General features: G+C 35.1%; 15 protein-coding genes. 10 read left to right on the plus strand and 5 right to left on the minus strand.

The genetic code is table 11. The annotated features are described in order from the left end of the window. Nucleotides 1-174 precede the first annotated feature (174 nt). Complete coding sequence (locus tag E0Y80_RS01780; protein ID WP_197091448.1) at nucleotides 175-2,370, plus strand: S41 family peptidase; 2,196 nt, start codon at nucleotides 175-177, stop codon at nucleotides 2,368-2,370. 61 nt (nucleotides 2,371-2,431) lie between these two features. On the opposite strand, the gene E0Y80_RS01785 is transcribed toward E0Y80_RS01780, so the two are convergent. Further along, the gene (locus E0Y80_RS01785; protein ID WP_156305689.1) at nucleotides 2,432-2,815 is read right to left on the minus strand and encodes a hypothetical protein; all 384 of its coding nucleotides are present in this window, start codon (nucleotides 2,813-2,815) and stop codon (nucleotides 2,432-2,434) included. 9 nt (nucleotides 2,816-2,824) lie between these two features. Further along, entirely contained in the window at nucleotides 2,825-3,370 is a 546-nt protein-coding gene (locus tag E0Y80_RS01790; protein ID WP_156305690.1) for an RNA-binding protein, read from the minus strand. Between the two features lie 131 nt (nucleotides 3,371-3,501). On the opposite strand from E0Y80_RS01790, the gene lspA reads away from it, so the two are divergent. From lspA to E0Y80_RS01825, 7 genes are all read left to right on the plus strand, one after another. Next, on the plus strand, nucleotides 3,502-4,005 hold the full coding sequence (lspA, locus tag E0Y80_RS01795) for a signal peptidase II (protein WP_231595884.1): 504 nt from the start codon (nucleotides 3,502-3,504) through the stop codon (nucleotides 4,003-4,005). Between the two features lie 222 nt (nucleotides 4,006-4,227). Continuing rightward, nucleotides 4,228-4,710, plus strand: a complete 483-nt coding sequence (locus E0Y80_RS01800) for a hypothetical protein (RefSeq protein ID WP_156305692.1) — start codon at nucleotides 4,228-4,230, stop codon at nucleotides 4,708-4,710. A gap of 192 nt (nucleotides 4,711-4,902) precedes the next feature. Next, complete coding sequence (locus E0Y80_RS01805; protein WP_156305693.1) at nucleotides 4,903-5,322, plus strand: hypothetical protein; 420 nt, start codon at nucleotides 4,903-4,905, stop codon at nucleotides 5,320-5,322. 38 nt (nucleotides 5,323-5,360) lie between these two features. After that, complete coding sequence (locus E0Y80_RS01810; protein WP_156305694.1) at nucleotides 5,361-6,431, plus strand: hypothetical protein; 1,071 nt, start codon at nucleotides 5,361-5,363, stop codon at nucleotides 6,429-6,431. A gap of 36 nt (nucleotides 6,432-6,467) precedes the next feature. After that, complete coding sequence (locus E0Y80_RS01815; RefSeq protein ID WP_156305695.1) at nucleotides 6,468-7,025, plus strand: GNAT family N-acetyltransferase; 558 nt, start codon at nucleotides 6,468-6,470, stop codon at nucleotides 7,023-7,025. A 214-nt stretch (nucleotides 7,026-7,239) separates the two neighbouring features. After that, nucleotides 7,240-9,492, plus strand: a complete 2,253-nt coding sequence (locus E0Y80_RS01820; RefSeq protein WP_156305696.1) for a GH92 family glycosyl hydrolase — start codon at nucleotides 7,240-7,242, stop codon at nucleotides 9,490-9,492. A gap of 120 nt (nucleotides 9,493-9,612) precedes the next feature. Then, the gene (locus E0Y80_RS01825) at nucleotides 9,613-11,130 is read left to right on the plus strand and encodes a sulfatase family protein (RefSeq protein ID WP_156305697.1); all 1,518 of its coding nucleotides are present in this window, start codon (nucleotides 9,613-9,615) and stop codon (nucleotides 11,128-11,130) included. A gap of 179 nt (nucleotides 11,131-11,309) precedes the next feature. Here the strand turns inward: E0Y80_RS01825 and E0Y80_RS01830 are convergent, their stop codons facing one another. The 3 genes from E0Y80_RS01830 to E0Y80_RS01840 are packed head-to-tail and all read right to left on the minus strand — an operon-like array spanning nucleotide 11,310 to nucleotide 15,063. Then, nucleotides 11,310-13,181: a M1 family metallopeptidase gene (locus tag E0Y80_RS01830; protein WP_156305698.1), complete on the minus strand. Its 1,872-nt coding sequence runs from the start codon at nucleotides 13,179-13,181 to the stop codon at nucleotides 11,310-11,312. Between the two features lie 41 nt (nucleotides 13,182-13,222). Beyond that, the gene (locus tag E0Y80_RS01835; protein ID WP_156305699.1) at nucleotides 13,223-13,651 is read right to left on the minus strand and encodes a hypothetical protein; all 429 of its coding nucleotides are present in this window, start codon (nucleotides 13,649-13,651) and stop codon (nucleotides 13,223-13,225) included. Between the two features lie 2 nt (nucleotides 13,652-13,653). Next, nucleotides 13,654-15,063 (minus strand): WG repeat-containing protein, encoded by a 1,410-nt coding sequence (locus E0Y80_RS01840; RefSeq protein WP_156305700.1) that lies wholly within the window; start codon nucleotides 15,061-15,063, stop codon nucleotides 13,654-13,656. 131 nt (nucleotides 15,064-15,194) lie between these two features. Here E0Y80_RS01840 and E0Y80_RS01845 point away from each other — a divergent pair, with 131 nt between their 5' ends. Continuing rightward, nucleotides 15,195-16,718, plus strand: coding sequence for a sulfatase family protein (locus tag E0Y80_RS01845; RefSeq protein ID WP_156305701.1), 1,524 nt, complete (start codon nucleotides 15,195-15,197; stop codon nucleotides 16,716-16,718). Between the two features lie 14 nt (nucleotides 16,719-16,732). Next, on the plus strand, nucleotides 16,733-18,262 hold the full coding sequence (locus E0Y80_RS01850) for a sulfatase family protein (RefSeq protein ID WP_156305702.1): 1,530 nt from the start codon (nucleotides 16,733-16,735) through the stop codon (nucleotides 18,260-18,262). Nucleotides 18,263-18,360: the final 98 nt, after the last annotated feature.

The raw sequence follows: 18,360 nt of genomic DNA on the forward strand, positions 1-18,360 counted from the left end.
TAGGCAAAGATAGTTAATTGTAAGGTGTCACATTCGAGAATATTGCTTTGTGCTTATTTCATTAATTTTTGAGGACTATTATTAGGCCGTTAGATATTAATTTCTTTATATTTAAGAATACTATCTCAATTTATAATGCTATATCTAATTCGTTGTATTCAACTTATTATATTTTTGTTTTTAAGCATTTCTTGTGCACACGAATCTAAATTACCTGATACGGAGGATTATAATTTGAGTTTTGATAAACTTAATGCTAATCAGCCACTTTATTGGCATACCCTAGGAAATAATCAATACTTAAATTATCTAGATTCGGAGGAGAAAAGACATGGAAAATATTCGGCAGTTTTGGAATCGATAGAAAATTCAGATCCTAAATTTAAAGCATGGATATTTATGTTACCAAGGCACTTAGAAGGAAAAGAAATAACTCTTTCTGGCTACATAAAAACTAAAAATATTAATAATGGATTTGCAGGTCTAATGATACGTATTGATCCTGCAGTATCTTATACTTTTATGGAGGACCAAGGTATTAAAGGGACAACTGATTGGAAAGAATATAAGGTTAGTTTACCGCTACAGCCGGATAGAACAAAAAGTATTGCTATAGGTGGTGTTTTAATTGGAAGTGGTAAAGTATGGTTTGATGATTTTAAAGTCTTTGTGGATGGAAAAGATATTACTCTTTTAGTAGAAAAAGTTTATCCTGCTTCGACCGATAGGGAGTTTGACAAGGGTAGTAAAATCAAAACTTTCGATTTAAGCAGTAATAAAACTGAAGATCTCCTATTATTAACGAAAATTTGGGGATTTTTAAAATACCATCACCCAAAAATAGCCAAAGGTGAACTAAATTGGGATTATGAGTTATTTAGGTTTTTGCCTAAATACTTGTCTGTAAATACATCTGAAGAAAGAGATATCGGACTTGTAAAGTGGATAGAAAATTTAGGACAATTAGACACACTTGTCCAACCAAAGCAAGTTGATCCTAAAATATTCTTAAAAAATAATTTGAATTGGATTAAAAATGGTGAATTTTCTTTGGATTTAAAAGAGAAGCTTATAAATGTATATGAGAATAGATGGAATGAAACTAATAACCATTATTACATTGGAATTGGACAAGAAGCAGATAAACCTATTTTAAAAAATGAGGCTGCTTATGAAAACATGCCCTACCCAGATGACGGGTTTCGTTTATTATCATTAATGCGCTATTGGAATATTATCCAATACTTTTATCCTTATAGAAATTTATTAGAAAAAGACTGGGATAAAGTTTTTGAGGAATATTTACCCCAACTTATTCATTCCAAAAATGAGCTAGAATACGAAATAGCGACTTTAAAATTAATTGGTGAAATCGGAGATTCTCATGCTAATATATGGTCAGGAGCGGACAAAATAGACCACTTAAAGGGGCATTTTTATTCTCCTTCAAAAGTTGAATTTGTAGAGGACAAATTGGTTGTTACAGATCACTTTGTAGTTACTCCAAAAATATATATCCCTTTTGAATTAGGAGATGTTATTACACATATTAATTATAAAACAGTTGAATATCTTATAGATAGTTTAAAAGTGTTTTATCCTGGATCTAACGAGCGAACGATAAAAAGAGATTTAGCAAATGAAATTTTAAGATCAGCAAATAATAAGCTGAAAATTAAATTCTTGCGTGATGGACTTTCTATTACAAAAGAGATTACATTATATCCAAGAAATGAGTTAAATATGAATGACTTTTATAACAAAAAAAAGAAAGAGAATTTTTTTAAAGTTTTTGAGTCAGATATAGGATATATTAACACAAGTTCTTTTTTACCAAAGAATATTTCTGAATTAAGGGAAAAATTGAGATCAACTAATGCAGTAATAATTGATTTAAGGCATGCAACAGCAGAAGCCGATATTTATCAGCAATTAGGATCATTGTTTGTTGATAGTTCGGTTCCATTTGTTAGTACAGCTGTTATGAATATGAATAAGCCAGGTGAATTTATTTTACGTTCACCAAATAAAATCCAACCATTTGGGGACACGTATAAAGGGAAAGTAATTGTACTTGTAAATGAAAATACACAAAGTTCCCAAGAATATACAGCAATGGCATTGAAAGCAGGTTTAAACACTAAAATATTGGGTAATGCTACCGCTGGAGCAGACGGAAATATGACTAGTTTTCTCTTACCAGGAGGAATATCCACTTCTATTTCTGGAATTGGGATTTTATATCCAGATGGAAGACAAACACAAAAGATTGGGATTATTCCAGATATTTTTGTAGAACCGACGATTAATGGAATAAGGAATAGAAAAGATGATGAATTAAATAAGGCTATTGAAGTAATCAAAAATTAAAGTTGATATTAAAAATAAGAACAGGACCTATTTATTCATAATATGAATTAATAATGAGTCTTCATTTCTCTTTCTCCATAATCTGCTTAACATACCCAATGAAATTTTTATATCCATTATTTTCTGGATGTTCTAGATCAAGAAAATCGTCAAGTCCAGAATCGTAAATTTGTAGATTATGTTTTCTTGCAAGCTGAATCAATTCGAATAATCCTTTCTCACCATATAAATTAACCATTGTATGAGTACATTTTTGGTTATCGGGATAATAATTTATTGAATATCCATCGCCAATTATTTCCCAAAAATCTACAGATTTTTCAATTTCTCTAAAGTGCATTTCAATAGCGCTATTGAAATCAAACAATTGTAAATAGTTTTCAATTTGAGGGTCCTGAAGATCAACTTTCCTATCTGCTTTAAACAATACAATATCCCAACTCATAACAATTCTTTATGCTAATCCATTAACGGACAAATTTTGTAAAATTTGTTTAGTTAAATTTATTTCTATTTCCCAATGATAGCTGCAGCCATCATGCACTATAAGTCTTCCTTCTTTCCAGCTTGTATCCTCATTAGGGGATGGATATCCTTTCATCTTATCAGAAATCGTATATTTAGCCCAACTGAAATTCACATATAAAACTTTATTGCCTTCTGGGTCTATAAACCCAAAATATTGTCTTCTGTAATTTTTTAGGTTTTTATGTATAATTGGACAGCCATCCCCTTGATTATTCATAGGAACGTTTGCTTCTTTTATATTTTTTTTGAGAATTTCTTCAGCTTCATTAATTTCTTGAAGAGTTGGAGTAAATCTAATTACACCTAGATTGCATAGAGAACATTCGGCATCTTTTGAGAAAATGACACTTTCAATTTTTCCTTTTTTTGTAATCGTTGCGGTTGGCCCAATTTTATGATCTTCCTGGAAAGTTGTTTTGCATGATGAAATAATTAAAATAAACATCATCAGTAAAGTGAATAAATGCCTCATAATCTAATTGGTTCGATGACTTTGGGTCTTACGATTTCAAAGTTATACTTCTCCTCATTTATAATAAAATCTATTTATTATATTTATTTATTGATAAGGCCAAAATTATTAAGGCAATAAACTGTATTGTAATGAATAGATGGATTAAAGTATTGCTTGGGGTAAGTGTGATATCAATGAATATTAGCTGTGATCAGATTACGAAATCCATTGTGAGATCCCAGGTTAATCCTGGGGAAATGATTCCGGTGATCAAGAATTATTTGACGCTCACGAATATTGAAAACACCGGTGCATTTTTAAGTCTTGGTGAATCTTGGCTAGCACCAGTAAAAATGTTTTTCCTCATGCTTCTGCCTGTTGTCTTTATCTTATTCGGATTATATTATATGGTAAGATTTTCCAATAGAAGCATCGTTCTAATCATTTCAATAGCTTTTGTTATTGGTGGTGGGATAGGTAATATGATCGACCGCTTTAAGTTTAAATCGGTAACTGACTTTCTTCATCTTGATTTTGGAATTGTTCAAACTGGCATTTTCAATATGGCGGATGTTTCCATTGTAATTGGAATCATATCTTTATTCTACTGCCATTCTCAAAACTATTTTCATACCGAAGAAAGCTCCTCCTAATTATTATTTAACCATTCCATGAGATTGAATAATTAATCAGTTCTTCTCTTTAAGGACTGTTCTCTACGAAGTGATGTCCAATGTGTTAAACTAAAGCTAAATTTTGGGCCGAATTTTGAAGATTAAATATTGTAACATATTAATGTACAATTATTTGAAATAAATAGGATGGAACGGTTTTTGAAGGTAGGTTTTGAAATCGATCATCTAAAACTAATAAAAATGAAAAGATTATTTATTGCAGCAGCCGTCTTATTGATGGGATTGGGAGCTCAGGCTCAAAGTGGACAATTTAAAATTGGGGTTAATGTAGGTCTTCCTGTTGGAGATGCTGCTGACATTTCTTCATTTACAGCTGGCGCTGATGCGGCTTATTTGTGGAATGTCGCTCCTAGCTTTCAAGTAGGTCCAACAGTGGGTTTCCAAAATTACTTTATTAAAAGTGAGTTTAAGGACGCAGGTGGTGAAAACTTTAACTACATTCCTTTAGCAGCATCTGCTCAATACTCAATCGTTCCTGAATTCTTTATTGGTGCTGATTTAGGATACGGTGTTGTGACTAGTACTGGTGGTGGAGGAGGTTTCTACTACATGCCTAAAATTGGTTATCAACAGTCTTCTTGGGAAGCTTATGCAGGTTATCGAGGCCTTTCTGATGAAGGTAGCGTATCTGCTATTAACCTTGGTGTTAATTTTAAATTCTAATAAAAAATTAAGTCATCGCATGGTGACTTACTTCTTTTTGAAATCCAATTGTCTCAATTGGATTTCTTTTTTTATAATGAATCTAAAGATCCTTTATAAAAATCTAGTTATATTATTGTTAACATATTGGTATTCATAAAAATATTAATATTTTTAGTCTAAATTTTATCCAAACTTATTAACACTAAGAATATGACCAATATTAAAGAAAGAGTACATCTAATCGCTGAATACAAAGGAATCCATAAAGTTGAGTTTTTTAAAGGTTTAGGGTTGTCCTATGCAAACTTTAAAGGAGTCCAAAAGAACTCCGCACTTGGTTCGGACGCAATAGCTACTATTTTATCTACGTATAAAGATGTGTCCCCTGAATGGTTGATTTCTGGAGTAGGTGAGTTGTTGAGAGCTGATAATCATCACAGCGAAGAGGTTGCAATTACTTTGCCCTCTAAAATAGATAGGCCCGTAGATAATGGATCTCTTGCTGCTGCATTGGAAAAGGTAATTAATGCACAACAAGCAACCATTCAATCTCAAGAAATTACAATTGCCGCACTTTCTGCAAGAATTGATCAGCTGGAAAAGAAAAAGAAAACTAAAAAGAAGCGCTAATATCGGTTCTTTGCGTTATACTATAAATGGATGATTCGATGAGGATTCATTTAATATATCTTTGCTGTTTACTAACTTATAACGCTTTCTCCCAAGAAAAGGATTGGCTTTTTGCATTTTATAATGCTGATAGTACATTGGTGGGCTATAAAAACCAAAAGAATGAGGTGGTAATTCCAGCAAATCTGAATGCGTTTTTTGGACTTCCTGATAAATTTCAAAATATTATTTCCGTTATAGAGAATACGGATGGTCAGGGTATAAAGCAATATTTTTTAACCAAAAATGGTCTAAAAGTGGGTTTTGATAGCCTGCATTATTTTGATAATACCCCGGATTGTGAAAATGAGGGATTTATTAGGTTCCATAACCGTAAAACAGATAAAGTCGGCGTTTTAAATGCTGATGGAGTAATTCAAATTCCTGCTGAATATAGCGCTATGGATATCGTGAAAAACGGCTTAATCACTGTTCTGAAAGGTGCTCAAAGAAAAAGCGATGGTGAACATAGTTATTGGGTGGGTGGAAAAAGTTCGCTTATCGATACAAACAACAATGTAATCATTGAGGATTTTCCAATTACAACTGATCTTGATTTCTATAATATTCTTATCGATGAATCTATTCAAGATCAATCTTATTGGGAAAAATTTAAAGGGGTTGATGGCAAAATTTATTCCTTTATCAATTTTGAAAAAGAATTTAAACAACATCTAGAAGATCAGTTTTCATTAGAAGTTAGAGATGAGTTGTTAACTGAGATGTGTTTCGATACGGTAACATATTGGAATGAAGATACAGGCTGGTTGAAACAAAATAGCCTGGACTTTGTCGCAGATCATTTGGATAAAATAAAACCTATTTTAATGTCGGTTATGGATGGTTCGGCTGATTTCTTTATCAGTACATCATATCTGAATCCTTTTCTATTTGAAGGTCCAGCATTTCTAAAATTTTATAATCATTGTGCGGATCCCATGTATTGGAAATATCCAGTCATGGATTTAGTTGTAAATCATGATGTCAGTGGAAATAGAAGTCAAAGCCATTTTGAATTTCTTAGAACAGAAGATGGGTATAAACTCATCTTATTCAGTCTTAGAATATAATTATTAGTACCTTATAAGATATCATTTAATAGAATCATGTTAATTAGAAAGGGAACTGTGGAAGATGCAGAGCCAATTGCAAATTATTTGCTATTGGCAATGGAAGAAATTGCATATCGTTTTATTGGACAGCGTGACCATGAACTCGCTTTAAATTTTTTACTAGAATTAGTAAAAAGTCCAGGTAATCAATACTCCTTCGACAACAATTGGGTTATGGAAGATGAAGGGCTTGTTGTTGCTACAGCCTTAGTCTACGATGGAGGAAAGTTAGCTGAACTTAGAGCGCCTGTTGCAAGATTTGTGCGGGTAAATTATGGAAAAGATTTTAATCCCGAGGACGAAACTCAAGCCGGCGAATACTATATCGATTGTATAGGAGTAAATCCCAATCAGCAAGGGAGAGGCCTTGGTTCCAAAATTATTCAATATTTGATCGAAGAATATGTGGTCCGTAGGAATTCCGTATTGGGTCTTTTGGTCGATGATGATAATCCTAAAGCAAAAAAGCTCTATGAAAGATTGGGTTTTGAAGTTGTGGGCGAAAAATGGTTAATGGGAAAACATCTAGAACATATGCAACTCAAAAAATAAAATAGTAAGATTTTCATTTTAGCCCTTAAATGGGCTTTTTTTTGCTTAATAATATATGTCAAAACATTAGCTAAAACCTTTTTATGACAAATTGGCTTTTGTGTTGTATTTTTTGTTAAATTTGGTATTAGGCCTGTTTTTGATCCTTTGAATTCCATTTTTTATCGAGCATTTTAACAGTCGTCCAATTTTAAATTACTAAATACACCGTTGTATGTTTACAGAGAGATTTTCTCATTGGAGAGGAGTATGGAACAAAGGTAAGCTGTTATTTACAGTTGCTTTAATTTGTGTTTCCGGTTTTCAGGCTATGGCTCAGAAAACTGAAGTTGATTATGTCAACCCCTATATGGGAAATATATCCCATTTATTGGTTCCTACTTATCCAACGGTACATTTACCGAATTCCATACTGCGTGTTTACCCTGAAAGAGGGGATTTTACCTCTGACCGTATTAAGGGCCTACCCTTAGTTGTAACCAGTCATCGCGGTAGTTCTGCTTTTAATTTAAGCCCATTATCTGCCGGTGGCCGTGATCTAGCACCCGTGTTGAACTATAGCTATGATCAGGAAACCATCAATCCATACAGCTATTCAGTATATCTTGACCAAGATCAAATTGATGTTCATTTTGCAGTTGCTCACCAGGCCGCAATGTATGAGCTCAATTTTGAAAAGGATGGAAATCCACAGTTGATATTCAATACGCGAAAAGGTGAAGTGAAATGGGACGGAAAAGGCCTGTCTGGTAGCCAAGATATCGGCAACAATACAAAAGTGTATTTATACGCTGAATTTGATCAACAGCCATCTGATATTGCTAGTTTAAAAAATGGACAGGTTTCTAAATCTTCAGAAGCAACTGGTGAACAAGCAAACCTAGTCTTAACATTTTCGGGTTCAAATAAAAAAATAAAAATCCGCTATGGTATTTCATTTATTGATGCGGTTCAAGCTAAGGCCAATATGAACCGGGAAATCAAAAATTATGATTTAGCCAAAGTAAGAGAATATGGAAAATCGGTTTGGAATAAAGCTCTTGGAAAATTAAAGGTTGAAGGTGACAGTGAAAATGATAAGAATATTTTCTATACGTCCTTATACAGAACATTTGAAAGACCGGTAAATATTTCTGAGGATGGTCGTTATTTTAGTGCGTTTGATGGTAAGGTTCACAATGATGATGGGGTCCCTTTTTTTACGGATGACTGGATTTGGGATTCCTATCGTGCCCATCACCCTTTAAATGTTTTGATAGATACAAAAAAGGAGGGAAATATCCTGCAATCTTTTGTTCGTATGTCTGAACAGATGGATAATTTTTGGTTGCCTACTTTTCCAGAAATCAATGGTGACAGCAGAAGGATGAATTCAAATCATGGAGTAGCCTCTATATTGGATGCCTATGAGAAAGGTGTTCGTTCATTTAATGTTGAAGAGGCGTATCGTGCAGCAAAAGGTGCAATAACCGAAAAAACTTTAGCCCCTTGGTCCGGTAAACCTGCTGGGAAAATGGATAAATTCTTTGTTGAGAAGGGGTATATCCCTGCGCTTCACCCTGGTGAAAAAGAAATCTATGCTGAAGTTGACGGCTTTGAACGACGTCAACCTGTGGCTGTCACCTTAGGTACTTCTTATGACTTATGGTGTCTTGCACAATTGGCTAAACATTTAGGAAAAACTGAGGATTATGATCGTTTTATGAAACAATCCCTTAATTATAGAAATATATTCAATCAAGAAACCAATTTCTTCCATCCTAAGGATGAAAAAGGAAATTTTATAGAACCGTTTGACTACGTGTTTTCTGGTGGGCAAGGTGCTCGAGAGTATTATGGGGAAAACAATGCCTGGATCTATAGATGGGATGTTCAACATAATATTCCGGATTTGATCAATCTCATGGGAGGCAACCAGCAATTTGTAAAGTATTTGGATGATATGTTCGTACAGCCATTAGGAAGGTCTAAATTCGATTTCTATCAACAGCTTCCTGATCACACGGGAAATGTAGGACAGTTCTCAATGGCAAATGAACCTTCTTTACATATACCTTACCTATATAATTATGCGGGACAGCCCTGGAAGACACAAAAAAGAATTAAAACGCTGATTAAGCAATGGTTCAGAAATGATTTGATGGGAGTGCCAGGAGATGAAGATGGGGGCGGACTTTCTTCTTTTGTGGTTTTTTCTCAACTTGGATTTTATCCGGTTACTCCAGGCTCTGGCGTCTATAGTATTGGTTCTCCATTCTTCGAAAAAGCCAGCATATCATTAGAAAACGGTAAGACGTTTACCGTTCTTGCAAAGGGAGCTTCAGATAAGGTAAAATATATTCAATCTGCTAAGTTAAACGGTAAGCCATTGAATAAACCTGAAATTTCTCACCAGGAGATTTTAATTGGAGGGGTTCTGGAATTTGTGATGGGTGATAAAGCAAATCAAAATTGGGGTAGCAAATAGATTGCTGTACCTAACAACATAAACGCCCAAGTGATTCTCTTGGACTTTTATGTTGTTTAGCGATTTTAAAACTTGTTTAAAATCTGTATATTCGACCTATTCTAAACCCAATTGAATTTTATGATACTTGAATCCATTAGACTTAAAAATACTTTATTGTTATTATTCCTTTTCCCCCTTTTTGTATTTGCACAGGATAAACCAAATGTCGTCATGATTTATGTGGACGATTTAGGCTATGGAGATTTGAGTTCTTATGGAGCTACTAAAATCCAGACCCCTCACATCGACCAATTAGCGAAGGACGGAATTCGGTTTACGAATGGACATTCCTCTGCAGCTACCTGTACACCATCTCGATACTCTTTGATGACAGGAAAGTACCCTTTCCGCAAATCAGGGACCGGTGTGCTACCAGGCGACGCAGCCTTGATTATAGATCAAAATCAGATTACCTTACCTGAACTATTTAAACAACAAGGTTATGAAACGGCAATCGTTGGGAAATGGCATCTTGGACTTGGCAATCAAGTTGAAAAGAATTGGAATGAAGAAATTAAGCCCGGGCCATTGGAAGTCGGCTATAATTATTCCTATATCTTTCCTGCAACAGCCGACCGCGTCCCTACTGTTTTCCTCGAAGGACACATTGTCCAAGGAATTGACCCTAAAGATCCGATTCATGTTTCCTACAAAGCGAAAGTTGGAAATGAACCTACAGGATTGGAAAATCCAGAACTCCTAAAAATGAAAGCTAGTCTCAATCATGGGCATAACCAAACGATTATTAATGGCATTGGTAGAATAGGCTGGATGACTGGAGGTGTTCAATCTAGATGGGTAGACGAAGAAGTAACTCCAACATTTACTGACAAAGCTGTTAACTATATCCGTCAACATAAAGACAACCCCTTTTTTTTAAGCTACCATGCAACGGAGCCACATGTTCCAAGAATGCCTTCAACGCAATTTAAAGGGAAAAGTGGATTAGGTTTTCGTGGAGATGCTATATTGCAATTGGACCATACAGTAGGTGAAATTTCTAAAGCACTAAAGGATAATGGTCTTTACGAAAACACTATTATAATTTTCACAAGTGATAATGGAGCTGTACTTGATGATGGATATGAAGATGGAGCAGTTACCCAACTGAATGGACATAATCCTTTTGGACCATTCAGGGGCGGTAAATATTCTTCTTTTGAAGGTGGAACTCGGGTTCCATTTATAATAAGCTGGCCGAAAGGAATTAAAAAATCTCAAGAATCGGATGCGCTAATCTGTCAAATGGACCTATTGTCAAGTTTTGCAAACTACTTCAAGAAACCTTTGGCCAATCAAAGTGAATTGGATAGTGAAAACATATGGAACACTTTTATTGGAAAAGATAAGAAAGGCAGGGAATACCTGGTTAAATCAGCAGGCTCCCAATCCATTACCAAAGGGAATATGAAGTATATTCTTCCCAGTAAAGGTCCTGCAATAAGCAAATTGACCAATACTGAATTAGGCAATAATCCAGAGGATCAATTATACAACCTTGCTCAAGATCCAGGTGAAAAGAGTAATATTGCTAAAGAAAATCCTAAAATTGTTGCCGAATTAAAGAGTCTTTTAGAAAGGATTAAAAACAAATAATCAATTTATATTTTACATAAATCCCATTGTTGATAGGCCTGTATCAATCTGATATTTTTCAGATGTTACTATGTCCTATTTCTGTAGTTAATGGTCCGCACCTTGACATGATTAAAAAAAGGCGATCTAATTAGAATCAGATCACCTTTTTTAAATCATGTTAGATTTTTATTTAATTTCTATTGTGCTGAATATGCATTGTCTTCATAGTTGATATCCGCTAACCTTTCTGTTGGGTCAATCCAAGCTTTTTTCACTTTCTTTGATACAGGAACGGAATAATTAGGTTTTGTCCAAAACCAATCTGTTAGGATAGTACGTTTTACGCCGCTGTATATTTCATAGTTTTCAGCTGGTTTATCTCCTCTCATTTCACGAAGCGGGATGTAGAACAATTCTCTGCTTCCATCTTCATATTCAACCAATAAATCGATTGGCATCGCGAAGTTAGATTTGTTTTTCAATTCAATGCTTTGAGCAGTCACATTTTCTATAGCATAGTCAATGGTCCTAGTCGTATTAATAAATAGGTTAAAATACCATTTCAAATTCATTCCTGATGTTTCTTCAGCAACACGTTTGAAATCATTAGGCGTTGGATGTTTTAGCTTCCAGAAATCATAGAAATTAAGGAAGGTTTTATTTAAGTTCTGTTTTCCAATAATGTATCCTAATTGCTCTGCCAATACACCACCTTTGCTGTATGCTTCAGTGCTGTACGCATAGTTTGTGTTGTAATAATCGGCTAGAAGGCTCATTGGTTCTTCCTTGCCGGACTTTGCTAATTTGTAATAAGAAAGATAAGTGGCGCCAATTGGATTCAATGCCCGGGCTTTAGGTCTTTCGAACAACTCTTGGTAAGCTAGTTCTTCGATGTAGCTAGTGAAGCCTTCATCCATCCATTCATCGACAGTTTCATTGATACCAAAGAGATGTTGATACCAGGAATGCGCAGCTTCATGGAAAATAACGCCAACCAGACCCTTTAGGTTTCTGCCACCGGTAATTAGTGTCGCTGTTCCGTATTCCATACCTCCGTCACCACCTTGAATGATGGTATAGGTATTCCATGGATATGCACCAAAATGCTGACCTACAAAATCAAAAAAATCAGTGGACAAGCCTAAAGCGGTTTTCCAGTTTTCTGATACTTCCTTGTCTGATGGTAAGTATACGATGTATATGGTTACATTACCCTTCGTTTTAGCGGAATCCACAACGAATTTTGGATCTGCCGCCCAAGCGAAATCATGGATATTTTCTGCTTTATAGTGCCAGGTAGCTTTATTGTTTTTAGATTTTATTTTAGCGTTTTCAACATAACCTTTAACGTGTGCTGGGTTTTGAAGCTTGCCGGATGATCCAATTACATAATCTTTATTAATATGTATCGTTACATCAAAGTTTCCAAAAGGAGCAATAAACTCACGAGCTACGTACTCGTCAAGGTGCCATCCGAATTCATCGAATTGAGCCATTTTCGGGTACCACTGTGTCATGGAAAATGCGACTCCTTCTTTTGAATTACGGCCGCTACGGCGGATTTGTTCTGGAACTTGAGCTTGCCAGGTCAGGTCGAATTCAACGGTAGTTCCATCTTTAATGGGATTTGGAAGAGTCACCTCGAGAATAGTTCCATCCTCTTTAAAGCTAACGTCTGAACCATTGTATTTAACCGTTTTAATTTTTTGAAATCCGATTAGGTCAGGTGTTAAGGCTTCAATTCGACTTTTTCTTTCAGGGTTTTCTTTAGTGCCGATATTTCTGACCATTCGAGGGTCAGGATCTGAAATACTTTTTAGGCGTTCATCCATCATGCTTCCGGGTTGAAAGGCATTGAAATAAAGATGAAAATAAACCTTGTTTAATTCTTGTCCAGAGTTATTACTGTATTTAAGTTTCATTTTACCATCATATTGGAATGTCTTTTCATTGACATCAATATCCATGGTATAATCAACTTTTTGGTCCCAATAACCTTTGCGTTGAGCAAAGATAGATACACTGCAAAGGACCAATAAAAGTAGGGTAAAAGACTTTTTTAGATTCATAATGCCAAATATATAAAATTTAGCATTTCAAAGGTTGGTCACTATCCGATTAGGATTTCGATTTCAAGAACTTTTAGGGCAGCAATTAATTCATCAAATTGGTCATTGCTTGCGAAAATTTTGTTTCTCCAGATTCTAGTTGGGGACGATTTCCCCTTTTTGTGGAATACTACGAGGTTTCCTCCAGATCTGATATGGTTTTTGATATAGCTAATATCATCCACAGCAAAGGATAATTCCTTATTGAAGATGGTAATGTTAATGTTACGGTTTTGTATGCTCCACGTGGAATTATCTTTACTAAACCTCACTGCTGCCCACATGATGGCAGGAATACAAAATAGCAAGATAATTATTTTATATATTTCCTGAAGCTGAGTGAGCGACAACAAATAACCCACAACAAATAATGATCCTAGTAATATCCAAATAAATCTACCGCGATGTAGTGTGTTAATTTCAAAGGTCATCCTTAGTTCGTTATTTTTTCTCCTTTACTATTGATGATAATTTCTTCATCAGAATTATTTTTCATTGCGGATGCAGTTCCATTCTGAAAGTCTGTAATATAGCCATATTCCATTGGAAGGATGATTTCCCCCTTTGTATTGACTAAGCCAAAGTTCTCACCATCTTCAGAAACCTTGAAAAGGTTTTCAACATTGGTTACAAATAGATATGCATATCCAGAAATGATCAATTTATTGTTTTTAATATCATAGGCTTTATATGTTCCCTCTTCGTCGGTAATGTAATAGTAGTTGTCGTTAACTAGAATCGATCGATCAGTAAATGGAACTATTATATCTCCTTTACGGTCAATAATACCAGATTTACTGTCAAAATTTGCCACACTGAAATTCTGAGTAAATGGAGAGAAATAATCATAATGATTTTTCCAGATTGCTGTACCATTGACATCCATCATGCTCATTTTACCATCAATTGAATATTGATAAGCATTTAATTCAGGATCAAAGTAAATGTATTCATAGATGAAATCGGTTTTATTATTTCCTTTATTATCAATGATAGCCGATAAACTAGCTTCATTGGAAGCGATGGCATAGCCGTTATTAAAAGGTCCTATAGAGCTGAATTTTGGTTCGGTTAGGACAGTTCCTTCCGTCGTACTAAGTCCATATTGATAGGATGTAGAGTCAAAGTATGCAACAAGATCTTCACCCAGACCTACATCTTCAAAAGTTTCAGATTCAAGATTTTCAAGGTCATCAACTTCAGTATAGTTGTCAGGAATTTGGAAAAAATTATTTGGGGTTTTAATTTTTTTAATATCTATAGCAAAGAAGGATGCACCTGAGGTAGATATTTTTAGGGCAGCGCCAGGGACATCTCTCAGGTATTGGTATTCACCCCATATAATTTGAGGTATTTTTTCAGTATACCAAATTTCGACTATTGCCGGTTCAGTATCCCCTTCGTCCGATTCAATTTCCATGGTTGCAAGTTTACACGGGAATCCCGCAATAATTGCTGTCTCTTTATTTTCCAGGTTGATTGGTCCAGCGAAAAAATTAGTTGATTCGAAATCCAATTTTGTGAATCTAGCATTTGCAGAATCCACTCTGACCACGGTATGGGTCTTATTATCTGTAATCTGCATCCATGTATCCAGGAAACTTGATTGTATTTTGTACTGATCTTTTCCTACCCATGCCTGCATAACTGTTTGATTCTTTAATTCTTCCATGATGTCGAAGAATAATCCGTCCATGGAATTTTCAACGGAGTCTGACCCTGCGATCTGTGCCTTTAAAGATTCGTCAATAGAAACTGTATAATCAATTTTGAATACATCTTGTTGGGCAAAGGAAACTTGAAAGAAAGTCACAAAAACAAGGAGAGTAAAAAATTTTTTCATTTAAAGAGGGAATTATTTGGCAAAAGTCATCTTTTTTATTGATTCTTCAAATTAGAATTGAGATAATTTTATTCAGGAATTGTCATGTTTTTAAGGTCTATATTAAATATTGAAATCGTATATTTAATTATATGAACAAAGCATTCACTTTTATTTTATTCTGTGCCCTATCCATCAGTATGCTGTATGGTCAGAAGAGGCCAAATATTGTAATTATTATTTCTGACGATCATTCCTATCAGACAATATCAGCATATGGTTCCAAAATTGGTTCTACACCAAATATTGATCGAATTGCAAAGGATGGACTTCTTTTCAACAGAGCCTATGTCAATAATTCATTATGTGGACCAAGCAGAGCAAGTCTATTGACAGGGAAGTACAGTCATAAGAATGGATATAAAGAGAATGAGAAATCACACTTTGAACATAGTCAGAATTCATTCGTGAAAGAATTGAGGAAGGCAGGCTACCGTACATCATGGATTGGTAAACAACATTTGGGAGATACGCTAGAAGGATTTGACTATTTTGATGTACTGATCAATCAGGGTCATTATTTTAATCCGAATTTTAAGAATCAGAAAGGTGAGATGAAAAGGGAGAAGGGTTATGTGTCTGATATTGTGACGGAAAAGGCGATAGGATGGATGGAGAGTTTGGATCGTGAAAAGCCCTTTTGCATGATTTTAGGGCATAAAGCGACGCATCGTGAATGGAATCCAGATCCTCAAGACTTTGGTAAGAATGACGGAAAGAAGTTTCCTTTGCCTGATAATTTCTATGATAATTATGAAGGGCGGGAAGCTGCAAAGATTCAGGAAATGCAAGTAAGCAAGGATATGAAATTGGATTACGATCTAAAATTATTTAAATCGGAAGCCGACTGGATGAAAGAATCGAATTTCTTTAGGATGGACGAGTCAGATCGGGAAAAATATAGGTCCTATTATGCTAAGGTGAAGGCAGACTTCGAGAGCCGTGATTTTTCAGATCCAAAGAAATTAGCGGAATGGAAATATCAGCGATATATGACAGATTACCTAAACACCGCTGAATCCATGGACAGAAATATTGGGAAGGTTTTAGATTATCTAGATGAGAAAGGATTAGCGGAGAATACGCTTGTAATTTATATGTCAGACCAAGGTTTTTATATGGGAGAGCATGGATGGTTTGACAAGCGGTTTATGTACGAGGAATCCTTTCGTACGCCGATGATGCTGCGATATCCAAAGCACATCAAGAAATCTAAAAAAGTTAATGATCTCCTTATGACTATTGATATTGCCCCTACGATGTTGGAACTGGCGGGTGTTGCTGTTCCATCGGATATGCAAGGAGAGTCATTTGAAAAAATTATTGAAGGAAAAGAAGGTGCGAGAAAACAATTGTACTATCATTATTATGAGGATGGAATCCATAATGTTTCCCCACATTTTGGTGTGAGTGACGGGCAATATAAATTGATTCGATTTTATAATAAAGTTGATTCATGGGAGCTATATGACTTGAAGAAGGATTCAAAGGAAATGAACAACCTGTACAATAATGCTAAATATGCTGAAAAACAGGCTGAAATGATGCGAAAATTAAAAGAAGAAATCAAAAAACAAGATGATGCCGAAGCAATGCTTATATTTGAAGCTTCCTAAACAAATAAGATAACATGCGTTTACTATCTATTCTATGCTTTAGCATGATCAGTTTTGCTGTTTATGCCCAAAAAAAACCTAATATCGTAGTCATCATTTCTGATGACCATTCCTATCAAACTATTGGTGCCTATGGTTCTAAAATTGCCCATACACCGAATTTAGATCGAATTGCCAATGAAGGAGCCCTCTTCACGAAAGGTTATGTTACGAATTCTATCTGTGGTCCTAGCCGTGCAACATTATTGACAGGTAAGTACAGCAATAAAAATGGGTTCAAGGATAATGAGACCTCAAATTTCAATCATGGACAAAATTCATTTATCAAGGAATTACATCAAAATGGGTATCAAACAGCATGGATAGGTAAAATCCATTTGGGAAGAAACCTTGAGGGGTTTGATTATTACAGCATCCTTCCCGGGCAAGGTCATTATTTCAATCCGGATTTTATCAGTAGTGTAAATGGAGAGAAGGAAGTTATGGAAAGGGAAGAAGGCTATGTTGCGGATTTGGTTACGGATCGTGCGCTGAATTGGCTGGATTCGAAAGGTAAGGACGAACCATTCTGTATTGTGATAGGTCATAAAAATACACATAGAACATGGATGCCAGCATTAGAGGATTTTGGGAAAAATGACAACAAGAACATACCCTTACCGGAAACATTTTTTGATGATTATTCGACCAGAAAAGCTGCTTCTGTCCAAGAGATGAGTATTGACAAGGACATGCAAATGGGGTATGATTTGAAGATGTTCGAAAATATAGAGAAGATGCGTGCAGACGGGAATTTTAAAAGAATGAACGATGCACAATTCCAAGCCTATGTGGATTATTATAAACCAATCTATGATGAATTAAAGAAATCGAACCTTAGTGGTCAGGATCTTGCCAAGTGGAAATACCACCGATATATGGTTGACTACTTAAATACTGCTGAATCCATGGACCGAAATATCGGACGTGTTTTAGATTATCTGAGGGATAATAATTTGGAGGAGAATACATTAGTATTGTACTTATCTGATCAAGGTTTTTACATGGGAGAGCATGGGTGGTTCGATAAAAGATTTATGTATGAGGAATCATTCAGAACGCCAATGTTAATGAAGATGCCTGGCTTGATCAAACCGAAAACGAAGATTGAAAGTATGGTGTCGGTGGTAGATATAGCCCCAACATTTTTAGAGTTAAGTGGTACGGAAGTACCTGCTGACATGCAGGGGAGATCCTTTTTGAGTGTACTTGAAGGGAAAAAGAAAAGTATTCAAGACCAGCTGTTCTATCATTATTATGAGAATGGGGAGCATGCTGTATCGCCGCATTTTGGAGTTTCTGATGGACAGTATAAATTAATTCGATTCTATAAGCGAGTAAATGGATGGGAGCTATTTGATTTGAACAAAGATCCGAAGGAAATGAAGAACGTTTATGGAAATCCGAAATATAAAAAGGTTCAGGAACGAATGGAAAAGTTGTTGCGATCTGAAATAGATCGATTAGAAGATACCGAAGCTAGAGATGTTTTAGCTCAGAAATAGAATAGGCATTCTTTAAAAGGCTCATGCCAGGAATATAAATTACTTTATTGATAAAAAATAAGACCTTAATCATAAGGGAGTAATTTATAATGTTTTTG

Origin of the sequence: Sphingobacterium endophyticum (assembly GCF_009733535.1) — a bacterium.
In the GTDB taxonomy this organism is placed as follows: Bacteria; Bacteroidota; Bacteroidia; order Sphingobacteriales; family Sphingobacteriaceae; genus Sphingobacterium; species Sphingobacterium endophyticum.

Bases quoted from the DNA above. Each gene is read 5' to 3' on its own strand.
- E0Y80_RS01785 (WP_156305689.1), bottom strand. From the start codon at position 2,815: ATGAGTTGGGATATTGTATTGTTTAAAGCAGATAGGAAAGTTGATCTT.
- E0Y80_RS01790 (WP_156305690.1), bottom strand. From the start codon at position 3,370: ATGAGGCATTTATTCACTTTACTGATGATGTTTATTTTAATTATTTCA.
- lspA (WP_231595884.1), top strand. From the start codon at position 3,502: ATGAATAGATGGATTAAAGTATTGCTTGGGGTAAGTGTGATATCAATG.
- E0Y80_RS01800 (WP_156305692.1), top strand. From the start codon at position 4,228: ATGAAAAGATTATTTATTGCAGCAGCCGTCTTATTGATGGGATTGGGA.
- E0Y80_RS01805 (WP_156305693.1), top strand. From the start codon at position 4,903: ATGACCAATATTAAAGAAAGAGTACATCTAATCGCTGAATACAAAGGA.
- E0Y80_RS01810 (WP_156305694.1), top strand. From the start codon at position 5,361: ATGAGGATTCATTTAATATATCTTTGCTGTTTACTAACTTATAACGCT.
- E0Y80_RS01815 (WP_156305695.1), top strand. From the start codon at position 6,468: ATGTTAATTAGAAAGGGAACTGTGGAAGATGCAGAGCCAATTGCAAAT.
- E0Y80_RS01820 (WP_156305696.1), top strand. From the start codon at position 7,240: ATGTTTACAGAGAGATTTTCTCATTGGAGAGGAGTATGGAACAAAGGT.
- E0Y80_RS01825 (WP_156305697.1), top strand. From the start codon at position 9,613: ATGATACTTGAATCCATTAGACTTAAAAATACTTTATTGTTATTATTC.
- E0Y80_RS01830 (WP_156305698.1), bottom strand. From the start codon at position 13,181: ATGAATCTAAAAAAGTCTTTTACCCTACTTTTATTGGTCCTTTGCAGT.
- E0Y80_RS01835 (WP_156305699.1), bottom strand. From the start codon at position 13,651: ATGACCTTTGAAATTAACACACTACATCGCGGTAGATTTATTTGGATA.
- E0Y80_RS01840 (WP_156305700.1), bottom strand. From the start codon at position 15,063: ATGAAAAAATTTTTTACTCTCCTTGTTTTTGTGACTTTCTTTCAAGTT.
- E0Y80_RS01845 (WP_156305701.1), top strand. From the start codon at position 15,195: ATGAACAAAGCATTCACTTTTATTTTATTCTGTGCCCTATCCATCAGT.
- E0Y80_RS01850 (WP_156305702.1), top strand. From the start codon at position 16,733: ATGCGTTTACTATCTATTCTATGCTTTAGCATGATCAGTTTTGCTGTT.